This is a genomic window from Amycolatopsis sp. CA-128772, assembly GCF_002904295.1.
In the GTDB taxonomy this organism is placed as follows: Bacteria; Actinomycetota; Actinomycetes; order Mycobacteriales; family Pseudonocardiaceae; genus Amycolatopsis.
Map to the genome: position 1 here is coordinate 1 of NZ_PPHG01000008.1, position 24500 is coordinate 24500.

22 protein-coding genes and 1 pseudogene are annotated in these 24500 nt (G+C 71.6%); 13 read left to right on the top strand and 10 right to left on the bottom strand.

The genetic code is table 11. From position 1 onward, the window contains the following. Positions 1 to 625, top strand: a pseudogene (locus tag C2L59_RS03350) (hypothetical protein); the annotation flags it as partial. Positions 626 to 628: 3 nt separating this feature from the next. Here the strand turns inward: C2L59_RS03350 and C2L59_RS03355 are convergent. Next, complete coding sequence (locus C2L59_RS03355; protein ID WP_199198891.1) at positions 629 to 2017, bottom strand: NAD(P)/FAD-dependent oxidoreductase; 1389 nt, start codon at positions 2015 to 2017, stop codon at positions 629 to 631. Positions 2018 to 2159: 142 nt separating this feature from the next. Between C2L59_RS03355 and C2L59_RS03360 the strand changes: the two genes are divergently transcribed. Next, positions 2160 to 2627 carry a histone-like nucleoid-structuring protein Lsr2 gene (locus C2L59_RS03360; RefSeq protein WP_233223252.1) on the top strand — a complete coding sequence of 156 codons (468 nt, stop codon included), beginning with the start codon at positions 2160 to 2162 and terminating at the stop codon, positions 2625 to 2627. Positions 2628 to 2683: 56 nt separating this feature from the next. Here the strand turns inward: C2L59_RS03360 and C2L59_RS03365 are convergent, their stop codons facing one another. From C2L59_RS03365 to C2L59_RS03385, 5 genes are all read right to left on the bottom strand, one after another. Next, the gene (locus C2L59_RS03365; protein WP_103348035.1) at positions 2684 to 3415 is read right to left on the bottom strand and encodes a lipoate--protein ligase family protein; all 732 of its coding nucleotides are present in this window, start codon (positions 3413 to 3415) and stop codon (positions 2684 to 2686) included. Next, the gene (locus C2L59_RS03370) at positions 3412 to 4800 is read right to left on the bottom strand and encodes an NAD(P)(+) transhydrogenase (Re/Si-specific) subunit beta (RefSeq protein WP_103348036.1); all 1389 of its coding nucleotides are present in this window, start codon (positions 4798 to 4800) and stop codon (positions 3412 to 3414) included. The genes C2L59_RS03365 and C2L59_RS03370 overlap by 4 nt, the downstream gene beginning before the upstream one ends. Then, a complete protein-coding gene (locus C2L59_RS03375) occupies positions 4797 to 5111 on the bottom strand; it encodes an NAD(P) transhydrogenase subunit alpha (protein WP_199198892.1) in 315 nt (104 codons plus the stop codon). The genes C2L59_RS03370 and C2L59_RS03375 overlap by 4 nt, the downstream gene beginning before the upstream one ends. Continuing rightward, complete coding sequence (locus tag C2L59_RS03380; protein ID WP_103348037.1) at positions 5108 to 6220, bottom strand: Re/Si-specific NAD(P)(+) transhydrogenase subunit alpha; 1113 nt, start codon at positions 6218 to 6220, stop codon at positions 5108 to 5110. Before C2L59_RS03380 ends, C2L59_RS03375 begins: the two co-directional genes overlap by 4 nt. A gap of 123 nt (positions 6221 to 6343) precedes the next feature. Further along, complete coding sequence (locus tag C2L59_RS03385) at positions 6344 to 7003, bottom strand: TetR family transcriptional regulator (RefSeq protein ID WP_103348038.1); 660 nt, start codon at positions 7001 to 7003, stop codon at positions 6344 to 6346. Positions 7004 to 7096: 93 nt separating this feature from the next. On the opposite strand from C2L59_RS03385, the gene C2L59_RS03390 reads away from it, so the two are divergent. The 6 genes from C2L59_RS03390 to C2L59_RS03415 all read left to right on the top strand — a co-directional run bounded on the left by C2L59_RS03390 (position 7097) and on the right by C2L59_RS03415 (position 12356). Then, on the top strand, positions 7097 to 8164 hold the full coding sequence (locus C2L59_RS03390) for a ferredoxin reductase (RefSeq protein WP_103348039.1): 1068 nt from the start codon (positions 7097 to 7099) through the stop codon (positions 8162 to 8164). A gap of 10 nt (positions 8165 to 8174) precedes the next feature. Beyond that, a complete protein-coding gene (locus C2L59_RS03395; protein WP_103348040.1) occupies positions 8175 to 9281 on the top strand; it encodes an acyl-CoA desaturase in 1107 nt (368 codons plus the stop codon). A 7-nt stretch (positions 9282 to 9288) separates the two neighbouring features. Continuing rightward, entirely contained in the window at positions 9289 to 9489 is a 201-nt protein-coding gene (locus tag C2L59_RS03400; protein WP_004560346.1) for a hypothetical protein, read from the top strand. Between the two features lie 496 nt (positions 9490 to 9985). Next, a complete protein-coding gene (locus tag C2L59_RS03405) occupies positions 9986 to 11275 on the top strand; it encodes a sensor histidine kinase (RefSeq protein WP_103348041.1) in 1290 nt (429 codons plus the stop codon). A gap of 9 nt (positions 11276 to 11284) precedes the next feature. Beyond that, positions 11285 to 11929: a response regulator gene (locus C2L59_RS03410; protein ID WP_103348042.1), complete on the top strand. Its 645-nt coding sequence runs from the start codon at positions 11285 to 11287 to the stop codon at positions 11927 to 11929. 16 nt (positions 11930 to 11945) lie between these two features. Further along, positions 11946 to 12356 carry a secondary thiamine-phosphate synthase enzyme YjbQ gene (locus C2L59_RS03415; RefSeq protein ID WP_103348043.1) on the top strand — a complete coding sequence of 137 codons (411 nt, stop codon included), beginning with the start codon at positions 11946 to 11948 and terminating at the stop codon, positions 12354 to 12356. On the opposite strand, the gene C2L59_RS03420 is transcribed toward C2L59_RS03415, so the two are convergent. Continuing rightward, a complete protein-coding gene (locus C2L59_RS03420; RefSeq protein WP_199198893.1) occupies positions 12294 to 13286 on the bottom strand; it encodes an ABC transporter permease in 993 nt (330 codons plus the stop codon). The two genes, C2L59_RS03415 and C2L59_RS03420, sit on opposite strands and share 63 nt — an antisense overlap. A gap of 105 nt (positions 13287 to 13391) precedes the next feature. Between C2L59_RS03420 and C2L59_RS03425 the strand changes: the two genes are divergently transcribed. Next, positions 13392 to 14087: a haloacid dehalogenase-like hydrolase gene (locus tag C2L59_RS03425; RefSeq protein ID WP_103348044.1), complete on the top strand. Its 696-nt coding sequence runs from the start codon at positions 13392 to 13394 to the stop codon at positions 14085 to 14087. Positions 14088 to 14198: 111 nt separating this feature from the next. Continuing rightward, the gene (locus C2L59_RS03430; RefSeq protein ID WP_233223253.1) at positions 14199 to 16322 is read left to right on the top strand and encodes a bifunctional lysylphosphatidylglycerol flippase/synthetase MprF; all 2124 of its coding nucleotides are present in this window, start codon (positions 14199 to 14201) and stop codon (positions 16320 to 16322) included. On the opposite strand, the gene C2L59_RS03435 is transcribed toward C2L59_RS03430, so the two are convergent. Next, a complete protein-coding gene (locus tag C2L59_RS03435) occupies positions 16300 to 16974 on the bottom strand; it encodes a hypothetical protein (protein WP_103348046.1) in 675 nt (224 codons plus the stop codon). The two genes, C2L59_RS03430 and C2L59_RS03435, sit on opposite strands and share 23 nt — an antisense overlap. A 76-nt stretch (positions 16975 to 17050) precedes the next feature. Between C2L59_RS03435 and C2L59_RS03440 the strand changes: the two genes are divergently transcribed. Together C2L59_RS03440 and C2L59_RS03445 are read left to right on the top strand one after the other, a co-directional pair. Further along, positions 17051 to 17521, top strand: a complete 471-nt coding sequence (locus C2L59_RS03440; RefSeq protein ID WP_158263019.1) for a DUF4231 domain-containing protein — start codon at positions 17051 to 17053, stop codon at positions 17519 to 17521. After that, positions 17518 to 21483, top strand: a complete 3966-nt coding sequence (locus tag C2L59_RS03445; protein ID WP_103348048.1) for an NACHT domain-containing protein — start codon at positions 17518 to 17520, stop codon at positions 21481 to 21483. Before C2L59_RS03440 ends, C2L59_RS03445 begins: the two co-directional genes overlap by 4 nt. Here the strand turns inward: C2L59_RS03445 and C2L59_RS03450 are convergent. Further along, positions 21480 to 22277, bottom strand: coding sequence for a hypothetical protein (locus C2L59_RS03450; protein WP_103348049.1), 798 nt, complete (start codon positions 22275 to 22277; stop codon positions 21480 to 21482). The two genes, C2L59_RS03445 and C2L59_RS03450, sit on opposite strands and share 4 nt — an antisense overlap. After that, positions 22277 to 24025 carry a proline--tRNA ligase gene (locus C2L59_RS03455; RefSeq protein WP_103348050.1) on the bottom strand — a complete coding sequence of 583 codons (1749 nt, stop codon included), beginning with the start codon at positions 24023 to 24025 and terminating at the stop codon, positions 22277 to 22279. Before C2L59_RS03455 ends, C2L59_RS03450 begins: the two co-directional genes overlap by 1 nt. Positions 24026 to 24149: 124 nt before the next feature. Between C2L59_RS03455 and C2L59_RS03460 the strand changes: the two genes are divergently transcribed. Then, positions 24150 to 24500 (top strand): VOC family protein (locus tag C2L59_RS03460; protein ID WP_103348051.1); only part of this gene is annotated, 351 nt, incomplete at its 3' end.

Below are 24500 nucleotides of genomic sequence, written 5' to 3' on the forward strand. Positions count from 1 at the left end.
ACCCGCCCCCGCAGCCGCGACTTCTCGAACCGTCCGGTGGGTTCCCCTGGGCGCCATCGCCGTGCTTGTCCTGCTCGCCGTGGCCTCCGTCGTCCTCGCCGGCACCGGCGGTGAAACCGCCGCCGCTCCGACCACCACCGCCCCCTCCGCGCCGCCGCCTTCCACCGCGCGTAGTGCCGCTCCCAAGCCGCCGAGCCTCCAGTTCGTCCTCCGCGCCTCAGGAGGCGATCAAGGCTGTGCCTCCCACGCCTTCGGCGACGCCCAGGCCAGCCTTCAGCAAACCAGCTGCTCAGGCGTGCGCCGCGCCAGTTACGCCGCCGCCGTTGATGGGCGTTCCGGGGCCGTCACCGTCGGGATCGTCTCCTTTCCCGATGCCGCGCAGGCCGCCGCCTTCAAGGCGATTGCCGACACCCCCGGCGGTGGCGGGATCCTCGACCTCGCCTCCGAGACCGGCCGGTGGGGCGCCACGCCCGCCCCGCGGTTCGAGAACGCCGCCTACGCCAGCAAGCTCGACGGCAGGTCCGTGCGGGTCGTGCAGGCCGTGTGGGCGCCGGGACCGTCCACTGCGGACGATCCCGGCCTGGTCAGGGCCGCGAAAGCCGCCCTCGACCTGCCCGCACAGTGACACTCACAGCCCGTACGCCTCCAGGAGCCGCAGCCACACTTCGCTGATCGTCGGGAACGACGGCACCGCGTGCCACAGCCGGTCCAGGGGCACCTCGCCGACGATCGCGATCGTCGCCGAATGCAGCAGCTCCGAGACGTCCTGGCCGACGAACGTCACACCCAGGAGCACGTTCCGCTCGGTGTCGACGACCATCCGGGCCTTGCCCGTGTAGCCGTCCGCGTGCAGTGACGAGCCCGCCACCGCGATGTCGATGTCGACCACCCGGTCGGCTGACCCCGGCCGCGCGTCCGCCAGGCCGACCGCCGCCACCTCCGGGTCGGTGAACACCACCTGCGGGACAGCGTGGTGGTCGGCCGTGGCCGTGAAGCGGCTCCACGGCGAAGGCGCCGAGAAGGTCCCCGCGGCCAGCGCCGCCACCGTGTCCCCCGCCGCGCGGGCGCCGTACTTGCCCTGGTGGGTCAGCGGGGCCCGGCCGGTGACGTCGCCGGCCGCGAACAGCCAGTCACCGTCCACTGCGGACACGCGGCCGGTGTCGTCGGTCTCCAGCGGGTGCCCGGGCTCGATCCCGAAGCGCTCGAGCCCGGCCGTCGCGGGCCGGCGGCCGGTCGCCACCAGGAACTCGTCGACGACCAGCGTCGAACCGTCCTTCAGCGTCAACGTCGTCCCGGAGTCACCCGCGGCGACCGAGGAAACACCCGAGTCCGTGTGCACCTGGACACCGGCTTCGCGCAGCCCCGCCAGCACGAGATCGCCCGCGAACGACGCGTTGCGCGGCAGCGGCCGCGGGCCGCTGATCACCAGGTGGACCTCCGAGCCGAGGGTGGCGAACGCCTGCGCCATCTCGACGCCGACCACGCCACCGCCCAGGACACCGAGACGCCCGGGCACCGAAGACGCCGAGGTCGCCTCACGCGAACCCCACGGCCGGATCGTGTCGAGCCCGGGGATCGGCGGGGTGCTGGGCACGCTGCCCGTGCAGACGATCACCGCGTGCCGCGCGGTCAGCACGCGGTCGCCGCCGACGGTCACCTCCTTCTCGCCGGTGATCTCGCCGTGCCCGCGGATCGGCTCGATGCCCGCGCCGCGGGCCCAGTCGACCTGTCCCGAGTCGTCACCCTTGCCGGTGAACCAGTCACGGCGCGCGAACACCGCCGCCGGGTCGATCCGGTCGCCGACCGGCACGCCGGGCACCCGCTTCGCGGCGGCGAGGAGATTTCCCGGCCGCAGCAACGCCTTGCTCGGGATGCAGGCCCAGTAGGAGCACTCGCCGCCGAAGCGTTCGTGCTCGACGAGGGCGACCTTCAGGCCTCCGCGGGCCGCCCGTTCGGCGGCCACCTCCCCCACCGGACCCGCGCCGATCACCACTACGTCAAAAGTCTCTCCAGCCATGGCATCAGGTCACACCACCACGCGGGATCACGCAAGCCAGCGGCTATCCTCCGTCAGGAAGTCGCAAGTTGTCGGCGGCCCGGGTGCCGTCGGACCCGGTGCGCGCGAACACATCACACGTTCGAAGCACGGGAGGTTTGTCGTGGCCAGGAACACGGCTGTGCAGGTGCTGGATGATCTGACCGGCGAGCCGGCGGCGGAGACCGTCGGGTTCGGCCTGGACGGCATCGACTACGACATCGACCTCTCCTTCGCCAACGCCGAGGCGCTGCGCGGGCTCCTGCAGCGCTACGCCGACGCCGGACGCCGCACCGGCGGCCGCCGGAACCGGCCGCGGACCGTCCCCGGCGCGACGAAGACCCCGCCGAAGCCGGCCGCCAGAACGGCCACGCCCGCCAAGGCAAAGGCCCCCACCGTGGTCAAGCCCGCCCCGGTCAAGCCCGCCCCGGCGAAGGCCACCACCGCGGTCAAGCCCGCCCCGGCGAAGCCGGCCCGCGCGAAGGCCGAGCCGGCGAAGCCGACGCGCACCAACAAGGCCGCGGAGCCGAAGACCACCACCCGCGCGGCCACCCGCAAGGTCCCGACCGTCACCTTCTCCGCAGCCGAGTAACTCCACAGTGGACCAAGGGGCGGCACTTTCACGTGAAAGTGCCGCCCCTTGGCCGGTCAGGCGGCGCGCTGGGCGCCGTCGGCGTGCCACAGCGGGTAGCGGTAGCGGGTGTGCAGCAATGCCCGCTGCCGCGCCAGCTCGGCCGCCGACGGCGGGCGGGGCACGAACGTCCCGAGCAGCTGCGACGCCGCCGCCCGCACCGCCGCCTCGACCGCCGGGAAGCCGGGCCGGAGGCCGTGCTCGGCCAGCGACGCCACCGGGCTGCGGTGCGAGTCGAGCGGCCGCGGGTCGGCCGGCGCGCTGGTCAGGTAGCGGCCGACGAGCCCGGCCGACGTCTCGACCAGCAGCGTCGAGTGCGCCAGCAGGCCGGTCTTGGTGCGGAACACCGCGAACCCGCACAGCTTCGCGCCGCCGATGAACAGCCCGCGGTCGCCGATCCGCGGTACCAGCCCCAGCTGGTCGACGGCCGCGCTCATCACCTGGCCGAGCGCCTCCAGGGGCCGGTCGGCCGGGCCCGGCAGGACCAGCGTCACGTTCAGGTTGCCCGGGTCGTGGAACACGGTGCCGCCGCCGCTGGCCCGCCGCAGCACCGGGACGCCGTCGCGGACGCACTCGTCGACCCGCACTTCGCGCGCCACCCGCTGCCCGCGGCCCACCACGACGCAAACCGGGTTGCGCCAGAGCCACAACACCGGTGACCCGGGCGCAACCCGGAGGAGCGCTTCGTCGAAAGCGAGGTTGTCGGCCGGATCCGTGAACGCCGCACGAACATCCGACCCGGTCGTCATAACGCCTTGAGTTCCTCCACGATCTCGCCCACCGACGACTTGGCGTCCCCGAAGAGCATGCTGGTCTTCGGATCGTAGAACAGGTCGTTGTCGATCCCGGCGAAGCCCGAGGCCATCCCGCGTTTCAAGACGATCACGGACCGGCTCTCGTTGACCTTGAGGATCGGCATCCCGTAGATCGGCGAGCTCGGGTCGGTCTGCGCGGCCGGGTTCGTGACGTCGTTCGCGCCGATCACCAGCGCGACGTCGGTCTGGGCGAACTCGGAGTTGATCTCGTCCATCTCCTTGAGCTGCTCGTAGGGCACGTCGGCCTCGGCGAGCAGCACGTTCATGTGCCCGGGCATCCGGCCGGCGACCGGGTGGATCGCGTAGGCGACCGTGATGCCCTTCTTCTCCAGCAGCTTCGCCATCTCGCGGACGGTGTGCTGGGCCTGCGCCACGGCCATGCCGTAGCCGGGCACCACGACGACCTTGCTCGCGTACGCCATCTGGATCGCCGTGTCGGCCGCGCTCGTCGAACGCACCGGCCGGGCTTCCTTCGTCCCGCCGCCGGCCGCCACGGCGGGACCGCCGCCGAAGCCGCCCGCGACGATCGCCGGGATGGACCGGTTCATCGCCTTGGCCATCAGGTTGGTCAGGATCGAACCGGACGCGCCGACGATCATGCCGGCCACGATCAGCGCGGTGTTGTCCAGCGCCAGGCCCATCGCCGCGGCCGAGAGCCCGGTGAACGCGTTGAGCAGCGAGATCACCACGGGCATGTCCGCGCCGCCGATCGGCAGCACCACGGTGAGCCCGAGGATCCCCGCCGCGACCAGCAGCCCGATGATCAGCAGCTCGCTGTCGTTGCCGGTGATGATGAGCACCGCGCACAGGACCGCGATCACCAGGAGCAGCAGGTTGACCGGCTGCTGGAGCTTCCCGAGCGTGATCGGGCGGCCGCTGATCAGCTCCTGCAGCTTGCCGAAGGCGACGTTCGAGCCCCAGAAGGAGATCGACCCGATGATCGCCGCGAACAGCGACGCGATCGCGATGTACGCCGGATCGCGGGCGTAGCCGCCGGTGGAGTTGAACTCGACCCAGGCGATGAGCGCGACCGCGCCGCCGCCGACGCCGTTGAACAGCGCCACCATCTGCGGCATCGCGGTCATCTTGACCTTGCGCGCCGACGGGACGCCGACGACGACACCGATCCCGACGCCGAGCGCGATCAGCACCCAGTTGCCCATCCCGGGGGTGAGCAGGGTGGCGAGCACGGCGATGCCCATGCCGACGGCGGCGATCCAGTTGCCGCGGACCGCGGTGCGCGGGCCGGTGAGGCCCATCAGGCCGTAGATGAAGAGGGCGAACGCGATGATGTAGAGGATCGCGATGAAGTCGGTCACTTCGCCTCCTCCTCATCGGCCGGAGCGGGCTTCTTGGCCTTGAACATCGACAGCATCCGGTCGGTGACGAGGAACCCGCCGACGACGTTGATCGTGCCGAAGGCGATGGCGATCACCAGCAGGATCTTGTTGAACACGCCGTCGACGCCGAGGCCGAGCACGACCAGCCCGCCCAGCAGCACGATGCCGTGGATGGCGTTGGTGCCGGACATCAGCGGCGTGTGCAGCGTGTTGGGCACCTTCGAGATGACGGCGAAGCCGACGAACCCGGCGAGCACGAGCACCGCCAGGTTCTGCACCAGGGGACTCATGCCAGGCTCCCTTCGCGCCCGGCCACGCAGGCACCGGCGACGATCTCGTCTTCGAAGTTCAGCTCCAGCGCGCCTTCCTTCGTCACGAGCAGCTCCAGCAGCTCGACGACGTTGCGCGCGTACAGCTCGCTGGCGTGCGAAGGCATTTCGGCGGGCAGGTTCAGCGGGGACGAAACGGTGACGTCGTGCTCCACGACGTCCTCGCCCGGCTTGGTCAGCTCGCAGTTGCCGCCGGTCTCGCCGGCGAGGTCGACCACGACCGATCCCGCGGGCATGCCCTTGACGGCGTCCGCGGTGACCAGCGTCGGCGCCTTGCGGCCCGGGACCAGCGCGGTGGTGATCACGACGTCGAACTTCGTGATGGCTTCGGTGAGCCGCCGCTGCTGCTCTTCGCGCTCTTCCGGCGTGAGCTCGCGGGCGTACCCGCCTTCGCCGACCGCTTCGATGCCGAGGTCGAGGAACTGCGCGCCCAGCGACTTGACCTGCTCGGCAACCTCCGGCCGGACGTCGTAGCCGGTGGTCTGCGCGCCGAGCCGCTTTGCCGTGGCCAGCGCCTGCAGCCCGGCGACGCCGGCGCCGAGCACCAGCACCTTCGCCGGCGGGACGGTGCCCGCCGCGGTGGTGAGCATCGGGAAGAACCGCGGGAGCTTCTGGGCCGCGAGCAGCACGGCGCGGTAGCCGCCGATGCTCGCCTGCGACGACAGCGCGTCCATCGCCTGGGCCCGGGAAATGCGCGGGATCGCCTCCATCGCGAAGGCGCGTAACCCTGCTTCTTCGAGCTTCGCGAGCGCGTCCGGATTGCCCCGCGGATCGAGGAAGCCGACGAGCACGGAACCCCGGCTCAGTTTCGCGACCTCCCCGGGCGAAGGCGGGTTGACCTTCACGACGATCGGCGCGCCCCAGGCGTCGCCGAGTTCGGCGCCCGCCCGGGTGTACGCGTCGTCACTCAGGTGGGCACCGGCGCCGGCCCCCGGCTCGACGACGACGCGCAGCCCGCGCTGCACGAGCCGCCCGACGAGCTTGGGCACCACGGCGACCCGCCGCTCCCCGGGGCGTGACTCGGCCACCACACCCACGGTGAGCTGCTGACTCTGTTCGCTGTCCGTCACACGACCTCCTCATCGGCGAGGCACGATCCGAGGGTTGTACCACGCCGGACCGACAGTCCCCAGTGACGTGAGTCGCAAGTCTCGGGGTTGTGCCGGGAAATACGAACGTCGTGCGTGAAACGTTCAGGCCGATTTCCAGTGCGGAACGCCGAGCAGGACCAGCCGCAGCCGTTTTTCCGCCGTTCCGGTGATTTTCGCGTCGTCGGCCGGGCGGGCTTCCAGCAGTTCGACAATGGTCGTCAGCATCACGGAAACGATCAAGTCGGCCAGCATGTGCAGGTCTTCGGTGCTCCACGAACGCAGCGGCGCGAACCGGGCGAGGTCGATCGCCAGGTCGCCGGAGAACAGGCGCAGCTCGACGCCGATCGCGCGGGCGAGCGGGCCGCCGCCGTAGCGCTCGCGGGTCAGGAACCGGAAATGGTCCTCGTTCGCCCGGACGAACTGGTGCACCGTGGCCACCGAGGCGCTGATCATCCCCTGGTAGGTGTCGGGATCGGTGCGGGCCGAGCGCATCATGCCGCGCAGCGTGCGCGTGGTCTCTTCGACGAGCGCGACGCCGAGTTCCTCCATCGTGGCGAAGTGCCGGTAGAACGCCGTCGGCACGATGCCGGCGCCCTTCGCGACCTCGCGCAGGGAGAGCGTCGCGAACGGCCGGTCGGCCAGCAGGTCCAGGGCGGTGTCCAGCAACGCCTGGCGGGTGCGCAGTTTGCGCTCCTGGCGGCTCACCGGCGTGAGGGGTTCGGACACAGGGTCCAGCGTACGGATGTCCACCGCGTTGCTCACGTCACATCCTCGGGGTCTCGCGTTGACAGCGTGTCCACTCCTGCAGTGCACTATTGAGTGTACAGTCGTTCACTGTAATCGAGGAGGTTCCCGATGACGGCGCTCATCCCCCGGCGGGTGCGCGGTCTCGCCTCGCTGGCCGAGGCGCTGCTGACGCCGCACGGGATGGACCGGTACCTGGAACTCGTCGACCCGATGCTGGTCCGCCGCGAGATCCGCGGGCTGGTCACGGCGGTGCGCAAGCAGACGCCGGACAGCGTCACGCTGACCGTGCGGCCCAGCCGCGCGTGGCCCGGCTTCACTGCCGGCCAGTACGTCCGCCTGCAGGTGGAAATCGACGGTGTCCGGCGCACGCGCTGCTACTCGCCGTGCGGTTCGCAGTACGACGGTGAGCTGGAGTTCACGGTCAAGGAGCAGGGCCTGGTGTCCGGGCACCTGAACCGCGCGATCGGCGCCGGTTCGGTCGTCCACCTGTCCACTCCGGACGGCAGCTTCACGCTGCCCGCGGCGCGCCCGGACCGCGTCCTGCTGATCGCCGGCGGCAGCGGCATCACGCCGGTGCTCGCGATGGCGCGCACGCTGGTCGCCGAGGGCCACCCCGGCGAGATCGTGTTCGTGCAGTACTCGAACGGCCCGGCCGACGCGCTGTACCGCACCGAACTGGCCGAGCTCGCCGCCCGGCACCCCGGGCTGCGGGTCGTGCACGCCCACACCCACTCGAAGGGGGGCGACCTGAACGGGTTCTTCTCGCCGGAGCACCTGGCGCAGGTCGCGCCGTGGTTCCGCGACGCGGAGACGTTCGTCTGCGGCCCCAAGCCGCTCATGGACGCCGTCCGCGAGGAGTTGGGTGAACGCGTGCACACCGAAGAGTTCACGCCGCCGGCGTTGACCTTCGACACGGCGGACGCGGCGGGCCAGGTGCGCTTCAAGCGCAGCGGCCGCGAGTGCGCCAACTCCGGCAAGCCGTTGCTGGAGCAGGCCGAGGACGCCGGGCTGGCGCCGGAGCACGGCTGCCGGATGGGCATCTGCTTCTCGTGCACCCAGCTCAAGACCGCCGGACGCGTCCGCAACGCGCGCACCGGCGAGGTTTCCGGCGACGAAGACGAAGAAATCCAGCTCTGCATCTCTGTCCCGGTCGGGGACGTCGAGATCGACGCTTGAGGAGACTGCCATGACCGGTCTGCAGGACCGCCTGACCCCGGAACAGGTCGAGGAGTTCGGCCGCGAGCTCGACGCGCTGCGGCAGCGGATCGTCGACGACCTGGGCCAGGAGGACGTCGACTACATCCACGACATCATCAAGAAGCAGCGCGGCCTGGAGGTCGCCGGGCGGGCGCTGCTGTTCGCCGGGTTCTTCCCGCCGGCGTGGCTCGCCGGCGTCGGCGCGCTGTCGCTGGCCAAGATCCTGGACAACATGGAGATCGGCCACAACGTGATGCACGGCCAGTACGACTGGACGCGCGACCCGGCGCTGAGCTCCCAGCGGTTCGAGTGGGACACGGTGGCGCCGGCGGAGAACTGGCGGCATTCGCACAACTACATCCACCACACCTACACGAACATCGTCGACAAGGACCGCGACGTCGGCTACGGCATCCTGCGGATGGACACCGCCCAGAAGTGGCACCCGTACTACCTGGGCAACCCGGTGTACGCGACGCTGCTGGCGCTGTTCTTCCAGTGGGGCGTGATGTTGCACGACCTCGAGGTCGAGAACGTCGTCAAGGGCGAGCGGTCGTGGGCCGACAACCTGCCGATCCTGCGCAAGATCGTGCGGAAGGCTTCGCGGCAGGTCGGCAAGGACTACGTGCTGTTCCCGCTGCTGACCGGCCCGCTGGCGCCGCTGACGTTCCTCGGCAACGCGACGGCGAACCTGACCCGCAACCTGTGGGCGTTCGCAATCATCTTCTGCGGCCACTTCCCGGCGGACGTCGAGAGCTTCACGGAGGAGGAGACTTCTTCCGAGTCGCGAGGCCAGTGGTACCTCCGCCAGATCCTGGGTTCGGCGAACATCGAGGGCGGCCCGCTGTTCCACATCCTGAGCGGCAACCTGTCCCACCAGATCGAGCACCACCTGTTCCCGGACATCCCGGCGCGCCGCTACCCGCAGATCGCCGGCGAGGTGCGCGCGATCTGCGAGAAGTACGGGCTGCCGTACCACACGGGCCCGCTGCGCAAGCAGCTCTGGTCGGTGGCGAAGAAGATCGTGAAGCTGGCCCTGCCCGGCCCGCAGTCCCCGGCTACCGTGGAACCCGACCGGCAGCTCCGAGCAGCGTGAGGGTGACATGGTGGGCCAGTTCGAACGGGAGAAGGACACCCTGCAGGTGATCACCGAATCAGCGGCGACGCACGTCGGCAACATCGTTTCCATCATCACGGGCGCAATCCGCGACGTCGCCAGGGAGACGGGCGACTGGCTCACGGACGTCATCGAGATGCGCGAAGCCGCCCAGCGGGCCCGGGAGGACGACCCGGACACGCCGTGAGCGGTGTCTCGGGCGAGTCATCCACAGGTGTCGGGAGTTGTGGATGACTCGTCCGGGACGGCCGGTGGCGGCACCGGAACTGTCGGCGCCCGCCGGTAGCGTGGAAGACGGGGGGCGCCCCCGCGGCGGGTGGGCGGTGCCTGCGGAGGTGGCCGGGCGCGTTCCGACCGCGGGCAGAGGCCGGCAGACCCTTGCGCTGAGACGGCCGCGGGCGAACTCGCTCAGCGCCCGCGGACGCAACCGTTCACCGCCGCAGCAGCCACGCCGCCCAGCCGCCGGCACAACCCGCCCACAGCCGCAGCAGCCGTCCGCCCAGCCGCGGGCACAACCCGCCCACAGCCGCAGCAGCCACGCCGCCCAGCCGCCGGCACAACCTGCCCACAGCCGCAGCAGCCGTCCGCCCAGCCGCGGGCACAACCTGCCCACAGCCGCAGCAGCCGTCCGCCCAGCCCCGTAGACCGGAGGCGATCCCCGCCCGCACTAGGGGGAAAACCGGATGGGCCGCCAACCCCATCCGGGTGAAACTGAACCCGTGACCAGCCCCCACCCGCTCCGCCGCCTCTTCGGCCCCCTCGCCGCACGGGACTTCTGGGCCGAGTACCTCTGGCTGTGCCTCGCCGGCCCGCTCACCGCGTTCTCGCTGTTCAGCCTCCTCGTCGTCCTCGCGCTCGGCCTCTGGCTGACCCCCGTCCTCCTCGGCTTCCTGGTCCTCGCCGGCGCCGTCTTCTACGCCCGCGGGCTCGGCGCCGCCCACCGGAAACTCGCCAAATCCCTGCTCGGCGTCAGCGTCCCCGCCCCCGGGCGGCCCCAGCTCAAGCCCGGGCTGTGGAGCTGGGTGAAGGCGCGCGTCGGCGATCCGGCCGGGTGGCGTGCCGCCGGGTACCTGCTCGTGCGCCTTCCCCTCACCATCGCCGGGCTGTCCACCGTCGTCCCCGGGACGCTCTACGGCCTCGCCGCCACCACCTTCGGCCTCTTCTGGTTCCCGCTGGGCGAACACGACCTGCCGACCTTCGGCATCCGCGCCGACCACTGGCCGGGCGCGCTGGCGTGGTCGGCGTCCGGGCTGCTGGTGCTCATCGCACTCCCTTGGGTGACGCACGCCTTCGTCGCGCTCGATCGGCTGATGGTCGTCGCGCTGCTCGGCGAACGTGTGCTCTCCGAACGGGTGCGGGACCTCGAAGCGAGCCGGGCGACCGCCGTCGAGGACGCCGCCCTGCGGCTTCGGCGCATCGAACGCGACCTCCACGACGGTGCGCAGGCCCAGCTCGTCGCACTGGCGATGAAGCTCGGGCTCGCTAAAGACGAGCTCGCGGACGTCGACCTCCCCCAGGCGAAAGAGCTGGTCACGGCCGCGCACGCGAACGCCAAGCAGGCGCTGACCGAGCTGCGGGACCTCGCCCGCGGCATCCACCCGCCCGCCCTCGACGCGGGTCTCGACGTCGCCCTCGCCACCCTGGTCGCCACGAGCGGGATCGACGCGCGGGTCGCGGTGAACCTGCCGCGCCGGCCGCCGCCGTCGCTGGAAACCATCGTCTACTTCAGCGCCGCCGAGCTGCTGACGAACGCCGCGAAGCACGGCGGGACGACGCTGGTCCGGGTCACCGAGGACCGGGACGTCCTGTGGCTGCGCGTGTGCGACCACGGCCGCGGCGGCGCGCGGCTCGTCCCCGGCGGCGGGCTGGCCGGCGTCGCCGAACGGCTGCGGACCGTCGACGGCGAGCTCACCGTCTCGAGCCCGGTGGGCGGTCCGACCGAAGTGACCGCGCGGGTGCCCCTGCCCCGCTAGGGTCGCGGCATGCGGATCGTCATCGCGGAGGACTCCACCATCCTGCGCCAGGGTCTCGTCGAGCTGCTGACCTTCCGCGGTCACGAGGTCGTCGCCGCGGTGAAAGACGCCGACGCGCTGCGGGCCGCCGTCGAAAGCCACACCCCCGACGTGTCCATTGTGGACATCCGGATGCCGCCGACGCACACCGACGAGGGCCTGCGGGCGGCGATCACGCTGCGCCGCGAGCTCCCGGGCTGCGCGGTGCTGCTGTTCTCCCAGTACGTCGAGACGAAGTACGCGGCCCAGCTGCTGGCCGACCGCGCGGGCGGTGTCGGCTACCTGCTGAAGGACCGCGTCGCCGAGGTTTCGGACTTCCTCGACGCGCTGCGCCGGGTCTCGGACGGCGAGACGGTGCTGGACCCCGAAGTCGTCAGCCAGCTCTTCTCGGCGACGCGCCGGACCGACGCGCTCGGCGGCCTCACCCCGCGGGAACGCGAGGTGCTGGGCCTGATGGCGGAAGGCCGGTCGAACTCCGCGATCGCCGCGAAACTGTTCCTCTCGGCCGGTTCCGTGGAGAAGTACGTGACGTCCATCTTCGGCAAGCTCGGCCTGCCACCGTCCGAAGGGGACAATCGGCGGGTGCTCGCGGTGCTGCGCTACCTCGAAACCTGAGCCTAGGCTGGAGCGCATGTACTCCACCGAGATCGAGGTCCGCACCGGCTCCGGCGCCGTCGTCCACGACCTCACCCACGAGGCCGAAGCCTTCCTCCGCGACGCCGACGCGACCGACGGGCTGCTGCACGTCTGGGTCCCGCACGCCACCGCCGGGCTGGCGATCCTGGAGACCGGCGCCGGCAGCGACGACGACCTGCTGGCCGCGCTCGACCGGCTCCTCCCCCGCGACGACCGCTGGCGGCACCGGCACGGGAGCCCGGGTCACGGCCGTGACCACGTCCTCCCCGCGCTGGTGCCGCCCTACGCGACGATCCCGGTCCTCGGCGGCGTCCTGGCGCTGGGCACCTGGCAGTCGGTCTGCCTAGTGGACACCAACCTCGACAACCCCGTCCGCAAGGTGCGGTTCAGCCTCCTGGCGGGCTGACCGGGCCGGCCACAGCGTCACCGGCAGGCCCGCGGCCAGCAGCGCGCCGAGCACCCACAGCGCGGTCGTGACGTCGGGCGCGCCCGGCACGCCCTGCAGCAGGCTGCGCAGGCCCTCCGCGGCGAACCGGAACGGCGTCCACGACCACAGCAGCGCGCGGTAGGCCGGGTTCAGCAGCTCCGGCACCTGCCCGGCCACCGCGGGCGCGACCAGGTACAGCGGCCCGAGGACGGCCATCGCCCGCAGCCCGAGCACCCGCAGCAGGGCCGCCTGCAGCGCCGCGAACGCCGTCGCGGCGAGGAAGACGAAGCCGAGGACGTCCGCGGTCAGCGGCAGCGTCGAGTCCCACAGCGCGAAGAACCCGGCCACCACGGCCGTGATCAGCACGCCGGCCCCGGTGACCTGCAGGAACCGTGCGCCGGCGCCGATCGTGCGGCCGGTCCGCTTGGCCAGCTGGGTCAGCGCCAGCCCCGCGACGAGGGCGCCGATCCAGGCCAGCGCGCTCGCGGCCAGCGGGGCGACCCGGCCCGCAAGCCCCACCGGGTGCAGGACCTCCTGCTTCGGCACTCCGGCCAGCGCGGTCGCGGCGCCGGTCAGCGCCTGCTGCGCGACCTGGGTGCCGGCCGGGTTGACCGCACCCGAGGTCACGACGGTCGCGGCCGGTCCCGGCGCGAGCTCCAGCACGCCGTAGACCTTCTTGTCTTCCAGCAGCTGCCGCGCCTGCGCCGGGGACGCGACGGTCCAGGCCAGCTGGCCTGGACCGTGGGCGGCGATGCGCTGCGCGATCTCCGGCGGCGCGGCCACCGCGACCGGGACGTGGTCCGGCGCGACGGTGGCCTGCGCGCCGAAGGTGAGGAATCCGAGCACCACCGCCACCAGGGCGCCGACCACGGCGGCGACCAGGGCGAGCGCCCCTGCGGGACGGGTCATCACTGCCTCCATTTATTCGTCACACGTTGAATTACGCCCCAAGGTACGACCCCGTTCCCGAGAAGTCAACGCTTGTTGAATAGCGTCGCCGGTAGCCTCGGACACGTGACGAAGAAGCGCCTGGTGCTCTGGGATATCGACCACACGCTCGTGGACTTCACCGAACTGGGCGCGGCCTGGTACGGCACGGCGTTCACCGCCGCGACCGGCGCGACCCTCCGGGTGCACCCGGTGTTCGGCGGCCGGACCGAGCGCGCGACGACGACCGACCTGCTCACCGCGAACGGCTTCGATGCCACGGAAGAGACCGTCCAGGCGCTGTTCAAGGCCCTGGTCGCGGAGTCCGAGCGGCACCTGCCCACGTTCCCGGCGACGGCCCGCGCGCTGCCGGGCGCGGCCGAGGCGCTCAACGCGTTCGCCGCCGACGGCGACGTCGTCCAGACGCTCGTCACCGGCAACCTGCCGGAGATCTCGCGGCACAAGCTCGCCGCGTTCGGCCTCGACGAGCACCTCGACCTGGAGATCGGCGGCTACGGCACGCTCTCGGTGCACCGCCCGGACCTGGTCCCGCACGCGGTGGGGCTGGCGGCGGCCAAGCACGGCACGGAGTTCGGTGCCGGCGCGGTGGTCGTCATCGGCGACACGCCGAACGACGTCCGGGCCGCGGTGGACAACGGCGCGGTGTCCGTCGCCGTGGCCACCGGCCACTACAGCGCCGAAGAACTGCTGGCCGAGGGCGCGCACACGGTGCTGCCGGACCTGGCCGACACGGACGCGGTCCGGCGCGCCGTCCTCGGCTGACGTCCTCCTTCGGAGGGGGACATCCCTCAGCCGAAAGTACGACACCCCTAGGGGAAAACTCGTTCCCTTGCCTGATGTCCCGGGTGGGCGCGGACCGCAAGACTCTTCCCCATGACTCACGCAGGGGCGGCGGCCGTAACCGCCGGAGGGGGACGCGTCCGGGGCACGGTCGCCGTGCTCAGACAGCGGCTGCCGTTCACCAGCACGGTCACGCTGGCGATGCTGGTGCTGGCCGTCGCGACCGGAGCGCTCTGGAACGCCGCCGAAGACCGCGTGGCCTTCCCGTTCGTCGCCTACGGGCTGCCATCGCTGGAGGCGGGCCGGTGGTGGACGATGCTCACCGGGCCGTTCTTCGCCGTCATCCCGTGGTACTACCTCCCGATGGTCGGCAGCTTCGCGCTCTTCGCCGGCTTCGCCGAGTGGCAGCTGGGGACGCGGCGCGCGATGACCGTGACCATCGGCGGCCAGTTCGCCTCGGTGCTCGTCGCGACCCAGTTCCTGGCGCTGTCCCGCAATTCGGGCTGGCTGTGGGCCGAGCGGGTCGCGGGCAGCCTCGACGTCGGGTTCTCCGGCGGCGCGCTCGCCGCTGTGGCGGTCGCCAGCGCGACGCTGCGGCCGCCGTGGGCGCTGCGCCTGCGGGCCGGGCTGTGCGTGTACGCCGGCGTCGCGATCGTCTACGTCGGCACGCTGGCCGACCTCGTGCACTTCTTCGCGCTGCTGCTGGCCCTCCCGCTCGGGAAACGCCTGGTGGGCACCCGGCGGGCGGGTGACTCGGCGGGACCCAACCTCCGGGAGTGGCGGGTGCTGGCCGTCGCCGGCCTGCTGCTGCTCACCATCGCCGAGATCGTGATGTTCCTGGTGCCCGGCGACGGTCCGTTCGGCTCCGACGAAGGGGTTTCGCTGTCGGCGCCGGAGCTGGGCGTCCTGGTCCTGCTCGTGGTGCCGATGCTCAACGGGCTGCGCAAGGGCGGCCGCGTCGCGTGGCGGTGGGCCGTCGCGCTGTCGGCCTTCGTGACGCTGCAGGGGCTCGCCGTCGCCACGCTCGTCGGGCTCGCCGACGTCTTCGGCGGCGACTACGACACCGCCGGCCTGCCGCTCTTCTTCGTGGACAACCTGCTGTGGACGGTCGAGCTGGCCGTGCTGATCGCCGCGCGGCACGCCTTCCGGGTGCCGTCCCGGCGCCGGCTGCGGCGGCACGCGCAGGGTCCCGGCCCGGCGCTGGCCCGCACGCTGCTGGGGCACCACGGCGGCAGCACGCTGTCGTGGATGACGACCTGGCCGCGCAACACCTACTTCGTCCGCGAGGACGGCCGGTCCTACCTCGCCTACCGGCGCCACGCCGGGGTCGCGGTCGCGCTCGGCGACCCGATCGCGCCGGACGGTACCGCGGCGGCCACGGTCACCGAGTTCGCCACGATGTGCGAGAACTCCGGCCTGGTGCCGTGCGTGTTCTCGGCGACCGAAGCCACCGTCGCGGCGACGCGCGAGCTGGGCTGGCAGCACGTCCAGGTCGCCGAGGACAACGTGCTCGACCTCGACGGCCTCGAGTTCCGCGGCAAGGCGTGGCAGGACGTCCGGTCGGCGCTCAACAAGGCGGCCAAGCAGGACATCGAGTTCCGTCTGGTCCGGCTGGCCGACCAGCCTGAACCGATCCTCGCCCAGGTCCGGGCGCTGTCGGAGGAGTGGATGTCCGGCAAGGCCATGCCGGAGATGGGGTTCACCCTCGGCGGGCTCGACGAGGCGATGGACCCGGCCACCCGGGTCGGCCTCGCGGTCGACGCGGAGGGCACGGTCCACGGCGTGACGTCGTGGCTGCCGGTCCACACCGGCGCCGGCACGATCGGCGGCTGGACGCTGGACGTCATGCGCCGCAGCCCCCACGGCTTCCGCCCGGTGATGGAGTTCCTCATCGCCTCGGCGTGCCTGGCGTTCCGCGACGAAGGGGCGCGGTTCGTCTCGCTGTCGGGTGCCCCGCTGGCCCGCAGCACCGGGTTCGCGGCGCGGCCGGTGGACCGGGCGCTGGAGTCGCTGGGCCGCGTGATGGAGCCGTACTACGGATTCCGTTCCCTGCACGCGTTCAAGGCGAAGTTCCAGCCGCGGCACGTCCCGCTGTACCTGGCTTTCCGCGACGAGGCCGACCTGCCGCGGATCGGGCTGGCGCTGAGCCGCGCCTATCTGCCGGACGTGCGGCTGCGGCAGCTGGCGAAGCTGGTCAGTAGCTCTCGGGCACGCTGATCCGCTGCGGGAAGCGGATCTTCCGCCTGTTGACGACGTTCTGGTCCTTCGGGATCAGCCGGCCGTCGGTCAGGCGGAGCCAGTGGCCGTTCCGCGAGTCCGTGAAGGCCAGCATCACCCCGGGCGTCAGGTCCGGGCGCCGCCACTCCTCGCGGATCGGCATCCGCCACTTCCCGGGCGGCAGGATGGCGTAGAGGTATTCGTCGTCCTCGATCTCCGGCCCGCGGTGCAGGGTGGACCCGGTCATCGGCAGGGTCCGCACGAGGTCGAACGAGACGACGACGTGGTTGACCGCCTCGGCGTTCGCGTTGGACACGACCATGTAGCCGTGCCCGCCGGCGTACTCGATCCACGCGGTGACCTTCGCGGCCTGCTCCTGCCGTTCACGCAGGTCGCGTTCGCGCCGGTCGGCGCGGGCGAGCCGGCCGTCCCGGATGGCGATCCACAACGCCACCACGACGGCGGCGATCGTGCCGATGCCGCCGGCCCACTGCCCGGAAGCGCCCCACCAGTCCGGATTCCGCGGCTGCACGAGCCAATTCAGGGCCTTGGCCAGCAACGGCCCGAACAGCAGCACGAACCCGGCCACGGCCAGCACGCCGAACGCGCCGGCCCGGACGCGCCCGAGACGTCTCTCCTCATCCCCGCTCATGCCCCGCAGCCTGCCGAATCCGGGCGCCCCGCGGAAGCGGCAAAACCGGCGGGGCGCCGGTGCTACATTCGTCGTCGTGCCCGACGAGCCCCCCGGCGAGCTTGCTTTTCTGCGCTCCGAACTCGACCAGCAACTGCGCCGGTACACGACGCGGCGCAAGCGTGACAAGCGGAAGGCGTTCGGGCTGCGGCTGTCGACCGTTCTTCTGTCTGCGGCGATCAGTGTCCTGCTCGGCCTGCGGAACCTCGACGGCTACACGGATGTGTTCGCGAACATCGCCCTCGGGCTGGGTGCGCTGATCACCGTGCTGGCGGCGGCGGACGCCTTCTTCTCCCACCGTGAGCTGTGGGTCCTCCGGACGCAGACGGTCCGCGATCTCGAAGCTGTTTCGCGGGAGTTGCGGTACTGCATGAGCAAAGACCTTTCGCAGGATGCCCTGAAGCAGGACGTCGAGCGGATCTACGGCGAGCTGAACCGGGCCATCGAGCGCGACAGCAGGAACTGGGACCGCCTGCGTGCGCCCGCGGGCACGGATTCGAAGGAATGACCCGGACGGCGGTCGTGCTCACCGCCCTGCCGGTCGAGTTCACCGCGGTCGCCGGCCGCCTGGCCGGGGCGGCCTGGCGGACGCACGCCCAGGGCAGCCGGTACCTCGTCGGCACGTCGGGCGTCTGGACGGTCGCCGTCGCGGAAATCGGCCGGGGCAACGAAGAAGCGAGCTATTCCACGGAACGCGCGCTCCAGCACTTCTCCCCCGACGTCGCGCTCTTCGTCGGCGTGGCGGGCGGGGTGAAGGACGTCGAACTCGGCGACGTCGTGTTCGCCACCGAGGTGCACGGCTACGAGTACGGCAAGGAGGGCGCCGACGCCTTCCTGCCGCGCGGCCAGGTCGGCTCCGCGTCCTACGACCTCGTGCAGGCCGCCCGGTACCTGCGCCACCGGCTGACCGGCGGGTTTTCGGTCGTCGTCGAGCCGATCGCCGCGGGCGGCAAGGTGGTCGCGGACGCCGGAGCCCCGGCCGCGGACGTCATCCGCCGCCACTACAGCCAGGTGGTGGCGACGGAGCAGGAGGGGCTGGGGTTCGTCAAAGCCGCTTCGGCCCGGTCGGGCGTCTCGATCGGCGTGATCCGCGGGATCAGCGACCTGTTGTCCGGCAAGGCGGAAGCCGACCGGGCGGGCGGCCAGGAGGTCGCCGCGCGCCACGCCGCCGAGTTCGCGTTCGCCCTGCTCGACGCGGTGGACCAGCCGACGGGCTACACCGTCGAGGACGTCGCCGGCGCGCTGCTGTCGGCGTTGCTGAGGCTGCACAGCTGGGCGTCCCGCGAGGAGATCCCGGCGCTGGGCCACGACCGGAAGGAGAAGCGGAAGGCGGAGCGGCTGCTCGAGGACCTCGAAGAGGTGCTGCTGGAACACCTCGAACGAGCCGCTGGTGCTTACGGCCTCGACGACACGGCGTTCTTCCGGCAGGTCGTGTCCGGCCTGGCGCTGGTCGGCCAGGCGCACGCGGCCGAAGCGGCGGTCCTCCGGCCACTCCTCGGCGACGCGGGCTCCCCGGCCGAGGGCTACTTCCTGTCCGACGTCACGGCGTTCCTGGCCGGGGCGTACCTCGGTGTCCCGGAGCTGCGCCGCGATGCCTTGTCCGGCGCCCTCGAGCGGGAGGCGGACCTCCCGAAGGCCCTGGGAACGGCCCTCGACAGCGTTCCCCGCCGGCAGCGGGCCCGCAACGAAGCGGTCGACGACCAGCTGTCGGCGGCGGCGTACACGACGGACTACCTGCGGGCGGTCAGCAACGGCCTGGACCACCTCGAAATCCTCGGCATCGACCTGGCCCGCTCGGTGGTCCGGTACGCGCTGACCCCGGCCTTCGTGGCGTTGTCCGCGGCGAGCGGCCACTGGGACGACGACCACACGTGGTTGGGCGGCCGCCGCAACGACGTGGTGAACGTCCTGGCGGCGGCCGGCCCCCTGGTGCTGATCGGGGAGGCGGGGTCGGGCAAGACGACGTTGCTGCAGTGGATCGCGGTGTCGGCGGCCCGCGACCGGCTACCGCCGCAGCTGGGGGCGTGGAAGGGCAAGGTCCCCCTGGCGGTGCGCCTCCGGCGGTACGTGGACCGGCCGCTGCCGGACGTCGAGTCCCTCACCGACGAGGTGGCGGCGAACCTGAGCGCGCGGAAGCCGGCCCGCTGGTGCACGGACCTGCTCGTCGCGGGCCGCGCGATCCTCCTGATCGACGGCCTCGACGAGCTCCCGGTCTCCCGCCGCCCGGCGGTCCAGAAGTGGCTCGACGACCTGCTGGCCGCGTTCCCCGACAACGTGTTCATCATCAGCGGCCGCCCGGCGGCGTTGACCCATCCGGGCCTGAAGCTGAGCCGGTTCGCGGCGGCCCAGCTGGATCCGATGGGACCGGACCAGATCTCGGCGTTGGTCCGGCAGTGGCACGTGTCGACGAGCAGTTCGCTGCCGAAAGAGCAGCAGGAAAACCACCGGGCCAAGGGAAAGCTGGTCGCCGAGCACATCCTGACCAGCCCGGCCCTCCTCGACCTGGCCCGGACGCCGTTGCTCTGCGCGGTGTTGTGCGCGCTGGCTTACGCCCGCAAAGGCGTCAGCAGCCTGCCCCGGCGGCGGCTCGAGCTGTACGAGACGGCGCTGGTGATGCTGGCCGGCCGTCGGGACACCGAACGCAACCTCGCGATTTCGCCGCTGGGTCCGCAGGAACGGCTCGCGTTGCTGGAAGACCTGGCGCAGTGGCTGATCCGGAACGACCATTCGGAGATCGCGAAGGAGAAGGCGCTCAGCCACGTCGGCCAGACGCTCCGGCTGCTGCGCGAGGACACGATCACCGCGGAAGAAGCGTTGCAGGACCTCGTCGAGCGATCGATCCTGCGCGAACCGGCCCCGGGGGTGATCGACTTCGCGCACCGGACGTTCCTGGAGTTCCTGGCGGCGCGGTGGATGAGCAAGCAGGGTGATTTCGGGGCGCTGTTGTACCGGTCCGGCGATCCGTCCTTCGCGGGAGTGATCGCCTTGGCGGTCGGCATGGCCCGCCCCGCCGAGGCCACCGGCTTGCTGGCGAACCTGTTGTCGAAGGCCGAAAAGACCGCCACCCGCGACCAGGAGCACCTGTACAGCCTGGTGATGAACTGCGTCGACGCCTGCATGCTGGTGGACGAGAGCGTGACCCGCAGGCTGGAGTCGTATCTCCGGTCGCTGGTGCCGCCGCTCAACAGCGACGCGATGCTGAAGCTGGTCGCCGGCGGGGACACGAGTGTCGGCCTGATCGAGCAGTTCCTCGTTGCCGCGGTGGACAATGATCACGTTCTCGAACGCTGCGTGGAAGCGTTGGGCCGGATCGGCACCCCGAAAGCGCTCAAGGTCCTGATCGACCTGCCGGTGGCGCTTCGCCGGTCGCTCGCGCAAAGCCTGGTCGAGGCGTGGTCGTTCTTCCCGCCCGCCGAGTACGCCGACCAGGTCCTGACGGACCTGCACGCGCCGACCGCGGTCGTCCTGCCCGATCCCGGCCGGATCCCGTTCACCGGCAGGCTCAGCCGCGATTTCCTGGTCCATTTCGAGTCGACGCAAGGCTGGAAGCCGGGCCACTTCCCGTTGACCGCAGCCCGGCTCACCGCAATCACCGCCAACACCCGGCTCACGCCCGGCGATCTGGCCACCCTGATGAAGCTGGATGGCCTGGAAAGCCTCTGGGTGGACATGGTTTCCATCTTCACCGCGGCCGACCTGAGAATATCGCTGCCGCACAACGAAAGCATCACCTCGCTGGACCTGGCGTTCGCCACCCTCGGCGGGGTGGCCACCCTCGACTGCGCGCTGTTGACCGCCACGCCGAACCTCGTCGACCTGCGACTCACCGGACACGGGATCGGGCTCACCAACCTCGCCGCCCTCAACGCCCTCGGCAAGCTCGAAAATCTGGAGCTGGAGGGATTCGTGCCGGCAGGCACCGAGACCGCGGAACTGTCTTTGCCCGCCCTGCGCTCACTCGGCATCCCCGGGTGGCCGTCGAGCGACCTGGGTGCTTTCGCGGGCTGCACCCACCTCGAAGTCCTCGACGCCCCGGACTCCGAGATCGAAAGCCTCCACGGCGTCGGCGGCATGACCGGCCTCCGCAGCGTCGCGCTGGGCAGCAGCACGTCCCTCACCGACATCGGCGAGCTGGCCCAGCTCACCGCCCTCGAACACGTCGACCTCACCAAGTGCGTCGCCCTCGACGACGAAGCCCTCGACATCGTCGAGAAGCTCCCGCCGGAGACCGAACTGGAGCTCGCCGGCTCGAGCGTCGACGCCGACCTGCGCAACGCACCGATGCAGATCCTGACCGAACACGTCCCCGACGCGTGGCCCGACTCGATCGCCATGCTCGACAACGAGATCGACGTGACCCAAGAGGATTTCTTCGTCCGCTCGGTCGTCGGTGCGGCCCCCGCCGAGGACGAATTCGCCCACGGCTGGATCGTCGGTGACGTCGAAGCGTACGAAAACCGCCCGCTCTAGCGGTTCGCCGCCGGGACGAACCGGTAGCTGCGCACGATGCGCTCCAGGTCCTGCCGCACCGAAGGCCCCGACCGATCGCTGTCCGCGTACGCCACCACCACCCCGGACGTCCCCGCATTCCCGCCGAACGCCAGCGCCGCCACCAGCGCCTCCCGGGCCGCGCACTCCCCCGTCTGCGACGGGGTCACCGTAGCGACCACGACCCGGGCGGGCACCGCGGTGCCGTCCGCCCGCGGAATTTGCGCGTCCGAACCCGGGCCGATCCGGGGTGATCCGCCGTAAGCGGCCGCCGCCAGGTCCGTCGCGGCCTTGCGGGCCGCCGCCTCGAGGTCAGGCAGCGGCTCCGTCGTGATGCCCGCGCCGCCGCACTTGCCCGGGAACGCACTCGTGATCAGCCTGATCCCGGCCCAGCCGTGCTGCGTGCCCGGCGCCGGCTCCCAGTCCGGCGGGACGTCGTAGGCGTACGCGCCGTCGCGGCCCGCCACGGACTGCCAGCCCGCGACCACCGCCGGTACCGCCGCCCGCGGCGACGGCGTCGCCACCAGCGGCGAAGGCGGCGGCGAGGACGACGCCGGGTGCTGCTTGCCGGCACCCAGCGCGTTGAGCACGCCCGCGACCAGCGCGATGAACACCAGGCCGAACCACGGCGCCCGCCGCCACTTCAGGGGCTTCGGCTTCGGCCGGATCCGCTTGGGCTGCGCGCGCGGGACGTCCGCGGGTTCGTAACCACCGAACCCGCGGAGCGCCTCGTTGTCCTCGTAGCCCGGCGTCGCGTCTTCGGAACGCCGGTTCATCAGCCCCGGACGAGCTTGACCAGGTGCTCGACGATGGCGTCCACCGCGATCTCCTCGCGGTCGCCCGAGCGCCGGTCCTTCACCTCGACGACGCCGTTGGCCAGGCCGCGCCCGACGACCAGGATGGTCGGCACGCCGAGGAGCTCCGCGTCGGCGAACTTGACGCCCGGCGTCGCCTTGCGGTCGTCGAGGATGACCTCGATGCCCGCCGCGTCGAGGTCGGCGGCGATCTTCCCGGCGCCGGCCGCGATCGTCTCGTCCTTGCCCGCGATGACGATGTGCACGTCGAACGGCGACACCACGCGCGGCCAGATCAGGCCGAGGTCGTCGTGGTTCTGCTCGGCGAGCACGCCGACCAGCCGCGAGACGCCGACGCCGTAGGAGCCCATCGTGATCCGGATCGGCTTCGAGTCGGGGCCGAGCGCATCGACCTCGAACGCATCGGTGTACTTGCGGCCGAGCTGGAAGATGTGCCCGATCTCGATGCCGCGCGCGGCGACCAGGGTGCCGTGCCCGTCCGGCGACGCGTCGCCTTCGCGGACCTCGGCGGCCTCGATGGTGCCGTCCGGGGTGAAGTCGCGCCCGGCGAGCAGGTCGACGACGTGGTGGTCGACCTTGTCGGCCCCGGTGACCCAGGCGGTGCCGGGCACGATCCGGGGGTCGGCGAGGTAGCGCACGCCGTTGTCCTGCAGCGCCTTCGGGCCGATGTAGCCCTTGACCAGGAACGGGTTCTTCGCGAAGTCGGCCTCGTCGAGCAGCGCGACCTCGGCGGGCTCCAGCGCCGCTTCGAGGCGCTTCATGTCCACTTCGCGGTCACCCGGGACCGCGACGCAGACCAGGTCCCACTCGGCCGAGCCCGGCTGACGCGTCTTGAGCATGACGTTCTTCAGCGTGTCCGCGGCGGTGAACGTGCGGCCCAGCCCGGCGTCGTTGAGGAAGTTGACCAGCGTCTCGATGGTCGGCGTGTTCGGCGTGTGGTGCACCTGCGCCTCGGGGCGGCCCTCGACCGGCTGCGCGGGCGGCGCGGGCGTGACGACGGCTTCGACGTTCGCCGCGTAGCCGGACTCGGTGCTGCGGACGTAGGTGTCCTCACCCGTCTCGGCGACCGCGAGGAACTCCTCGGACGCCGAGCCGCCCATGGCCCCCGACGTCGCCTTCACGACGACGTACTCGAGGCCGAGCCGGTCGAACAGCTTCACGTAGGCGTCGCGGTGCGCCTGGTAGGAGCGGGCGAGGCCGTCGTCGTCGAGGTCGAAGGAGTAGGAGTCCTTCATGACGAACTCGCGGCCGCGCAGGATGCCGGCGCGGGGGCGGGCTTCGTCGCGGTACTTGGTCTGGATCTGGTACAGCGTGACCGGGTAGTCGCGGTACGAGCTGTACTCGCCCTTCACGGTGAGGGCGAAGAGCTCCTCGTGCGTGGGGCCGAGGAGGTAGTCGGCGCCCTTGCGGTCCTTCAGGCGGAAGAGGCCGTCGCCGTACTCGGTCCACCGGCCGGTGGCCTCGTAGGGCTCCTTCGGCAGCAGCGCGGGGAACTGGATCTCCTGCGCGCCGATGGCGTTCATTTCCTCGCGCACGACGGCCTCGATGCGGCGCAGCACCCGCAGGCCGAGCGGCAGCCAGGAGTACCCGCCCGGGGCGACCCGGCGGACATAGCCGGCACGTACCAGGAGCCGGTGGCTCGGTACCTCGGCGTCCGCCGGATCCTCGCGCAACGTGCGAAGGAACAACGACGAAGTCCTGGTGATCACTGGGGGGCTCCCTGCTCCGGGCGGGTGTGAAAGTCCCGCTCAGGGTAGTCAATACCCCGGCCGTGACTCCAACGGGTTACTCGGGCGCCCGTTTTTGTCGGTGGTGCCCGCTAGCTTCGGGGGCATGGCGATCCACATGGGCATGGTCACGATCGACTGCACGGACCCCCGAGCCCTGGCGGAGTTCTGGACGGCCGCCCTGGGCACAACGGTGGCCCAGGACTACGGCGAGTTCGTGATGCTCGCACCCCCGACAACGGGCGGCCTGGCCATGGGCCTGCAGCGGGTACCGGAGCCAAGGGAGGGAAAGAACCGGGTCCACATCGACTTCGGAGGCGACGATCGCGCGGCCGAGGTGAAGCGGCTCGTGGAGTTGGGGGCGAAGGAGGTGGCGGAGCACGAGGCGCCGGGCCTGGCGTGGACGGTGCTGGTGGACCCGGAGGGGAACGAGTTCTGCGTGTCGGAGGGGGTGCAC

Bases quoted from the DNA above. Each gene is read 5' to 3' on its own strand.
- C2L59_RS03355 (WP_199198891.1), bottom strand. From the start codon at position 2,017: ATGGCTGGAGAGACTTTTGACGTAGTGGTGATCGGCGCGGGTCCGGTG.
- C2L59_RS03365 (WP_103348035.1), bottom strand. From the start codon at position 3,415: ATGACGACCGGGTCGGATGTTCGTGCGGCGTTCACGGATCCGGCCGAC.
- C2L59_RS03375 (WP_199198892.1), bottom strand. From the start codon at position 5,111: ATGAGTCCCCTGGTGCAGAACCTGGCGGTGCTCGTGCTCGCCGGGTTC.
- C2L59_RS03390 (WP_103348039.1), top strand. From the start codon at position 7,097: ATGACGGCGCTCATCCCCCGGCGGGTGCGCGGTCTCGCCTCGCTGGCC.
- C2L59_RS03395 (WP_103348040.1), top strand. From the start codon at position 8,175: ATGACCGGTCTGCAGGACCGCCTGACCCCGGAACAGGTCGAGGAGTTC.
- C2L59_RS03400 (WP_004560346.1), top strand. From the start codon at position 9,289: ATGGTGGGCCAGTTCGAACGGGAGAAGGACACCCTGCAGGTGATCACC.
- C2L59_RS03405 (WP_103348041.1), top strand. From the start codon at position 9,986: ATGGGCCGCCAACCCCATCCGGGTGAAACTGAACCCGTGACCAGCCCC.
- C2L59_RS03410 (WP_103348042.1), top strand. From the start codon at position 11,285: ATGCGGATCGTCATCGCGGAGGACTCCACCATCCTGCGCCAGGGTCTC.
- C2L59_RS03415 (WP_103348043.1), top strand. From the start codon at position 11,946: ATGTACTCCACCGAGATCGAGGTCCGCACCGGCTCCGGCGCCGTCGTC.
- C2L59_RS03420 (WP_199198893.1), bottom strand. From the start codon at position 13,286: ATGACCCGTCCCGCAGGGGCGCTCGCCCTGGTCGCCGCCGTGGTCGGC.
- C2L59_RS03430 (WP_233223253.1), top strand. From the start codon at position 14,199: ATGACTCACGCAGGGGCGGCGGCCGTAACCGCCGGAGGGGGACGCGTC.
- C2L59_RS03435 (WP_103348046.1), bottom strand. From the start codon at position 16,974: ATGAGCGGGGATGAGGAGAGACGTCTCGGGCGCGTCCGGGCCGGCGCG.
- C2L59_RS03445 (WP_103348048.1), top strand. From the start codon at position 17,518: ATGACCCGGACGGCGGTCGTGCTCACCGCCCTGCCGGTCGAGTTCACC.
- C2L59_RS03450 (WP_103348049.1), bottom strand. From the start codon at position 22,277: ATGAACCGGCGTTCCGAAGACGCGACGCCGGGCTACGAGGACAACGAG.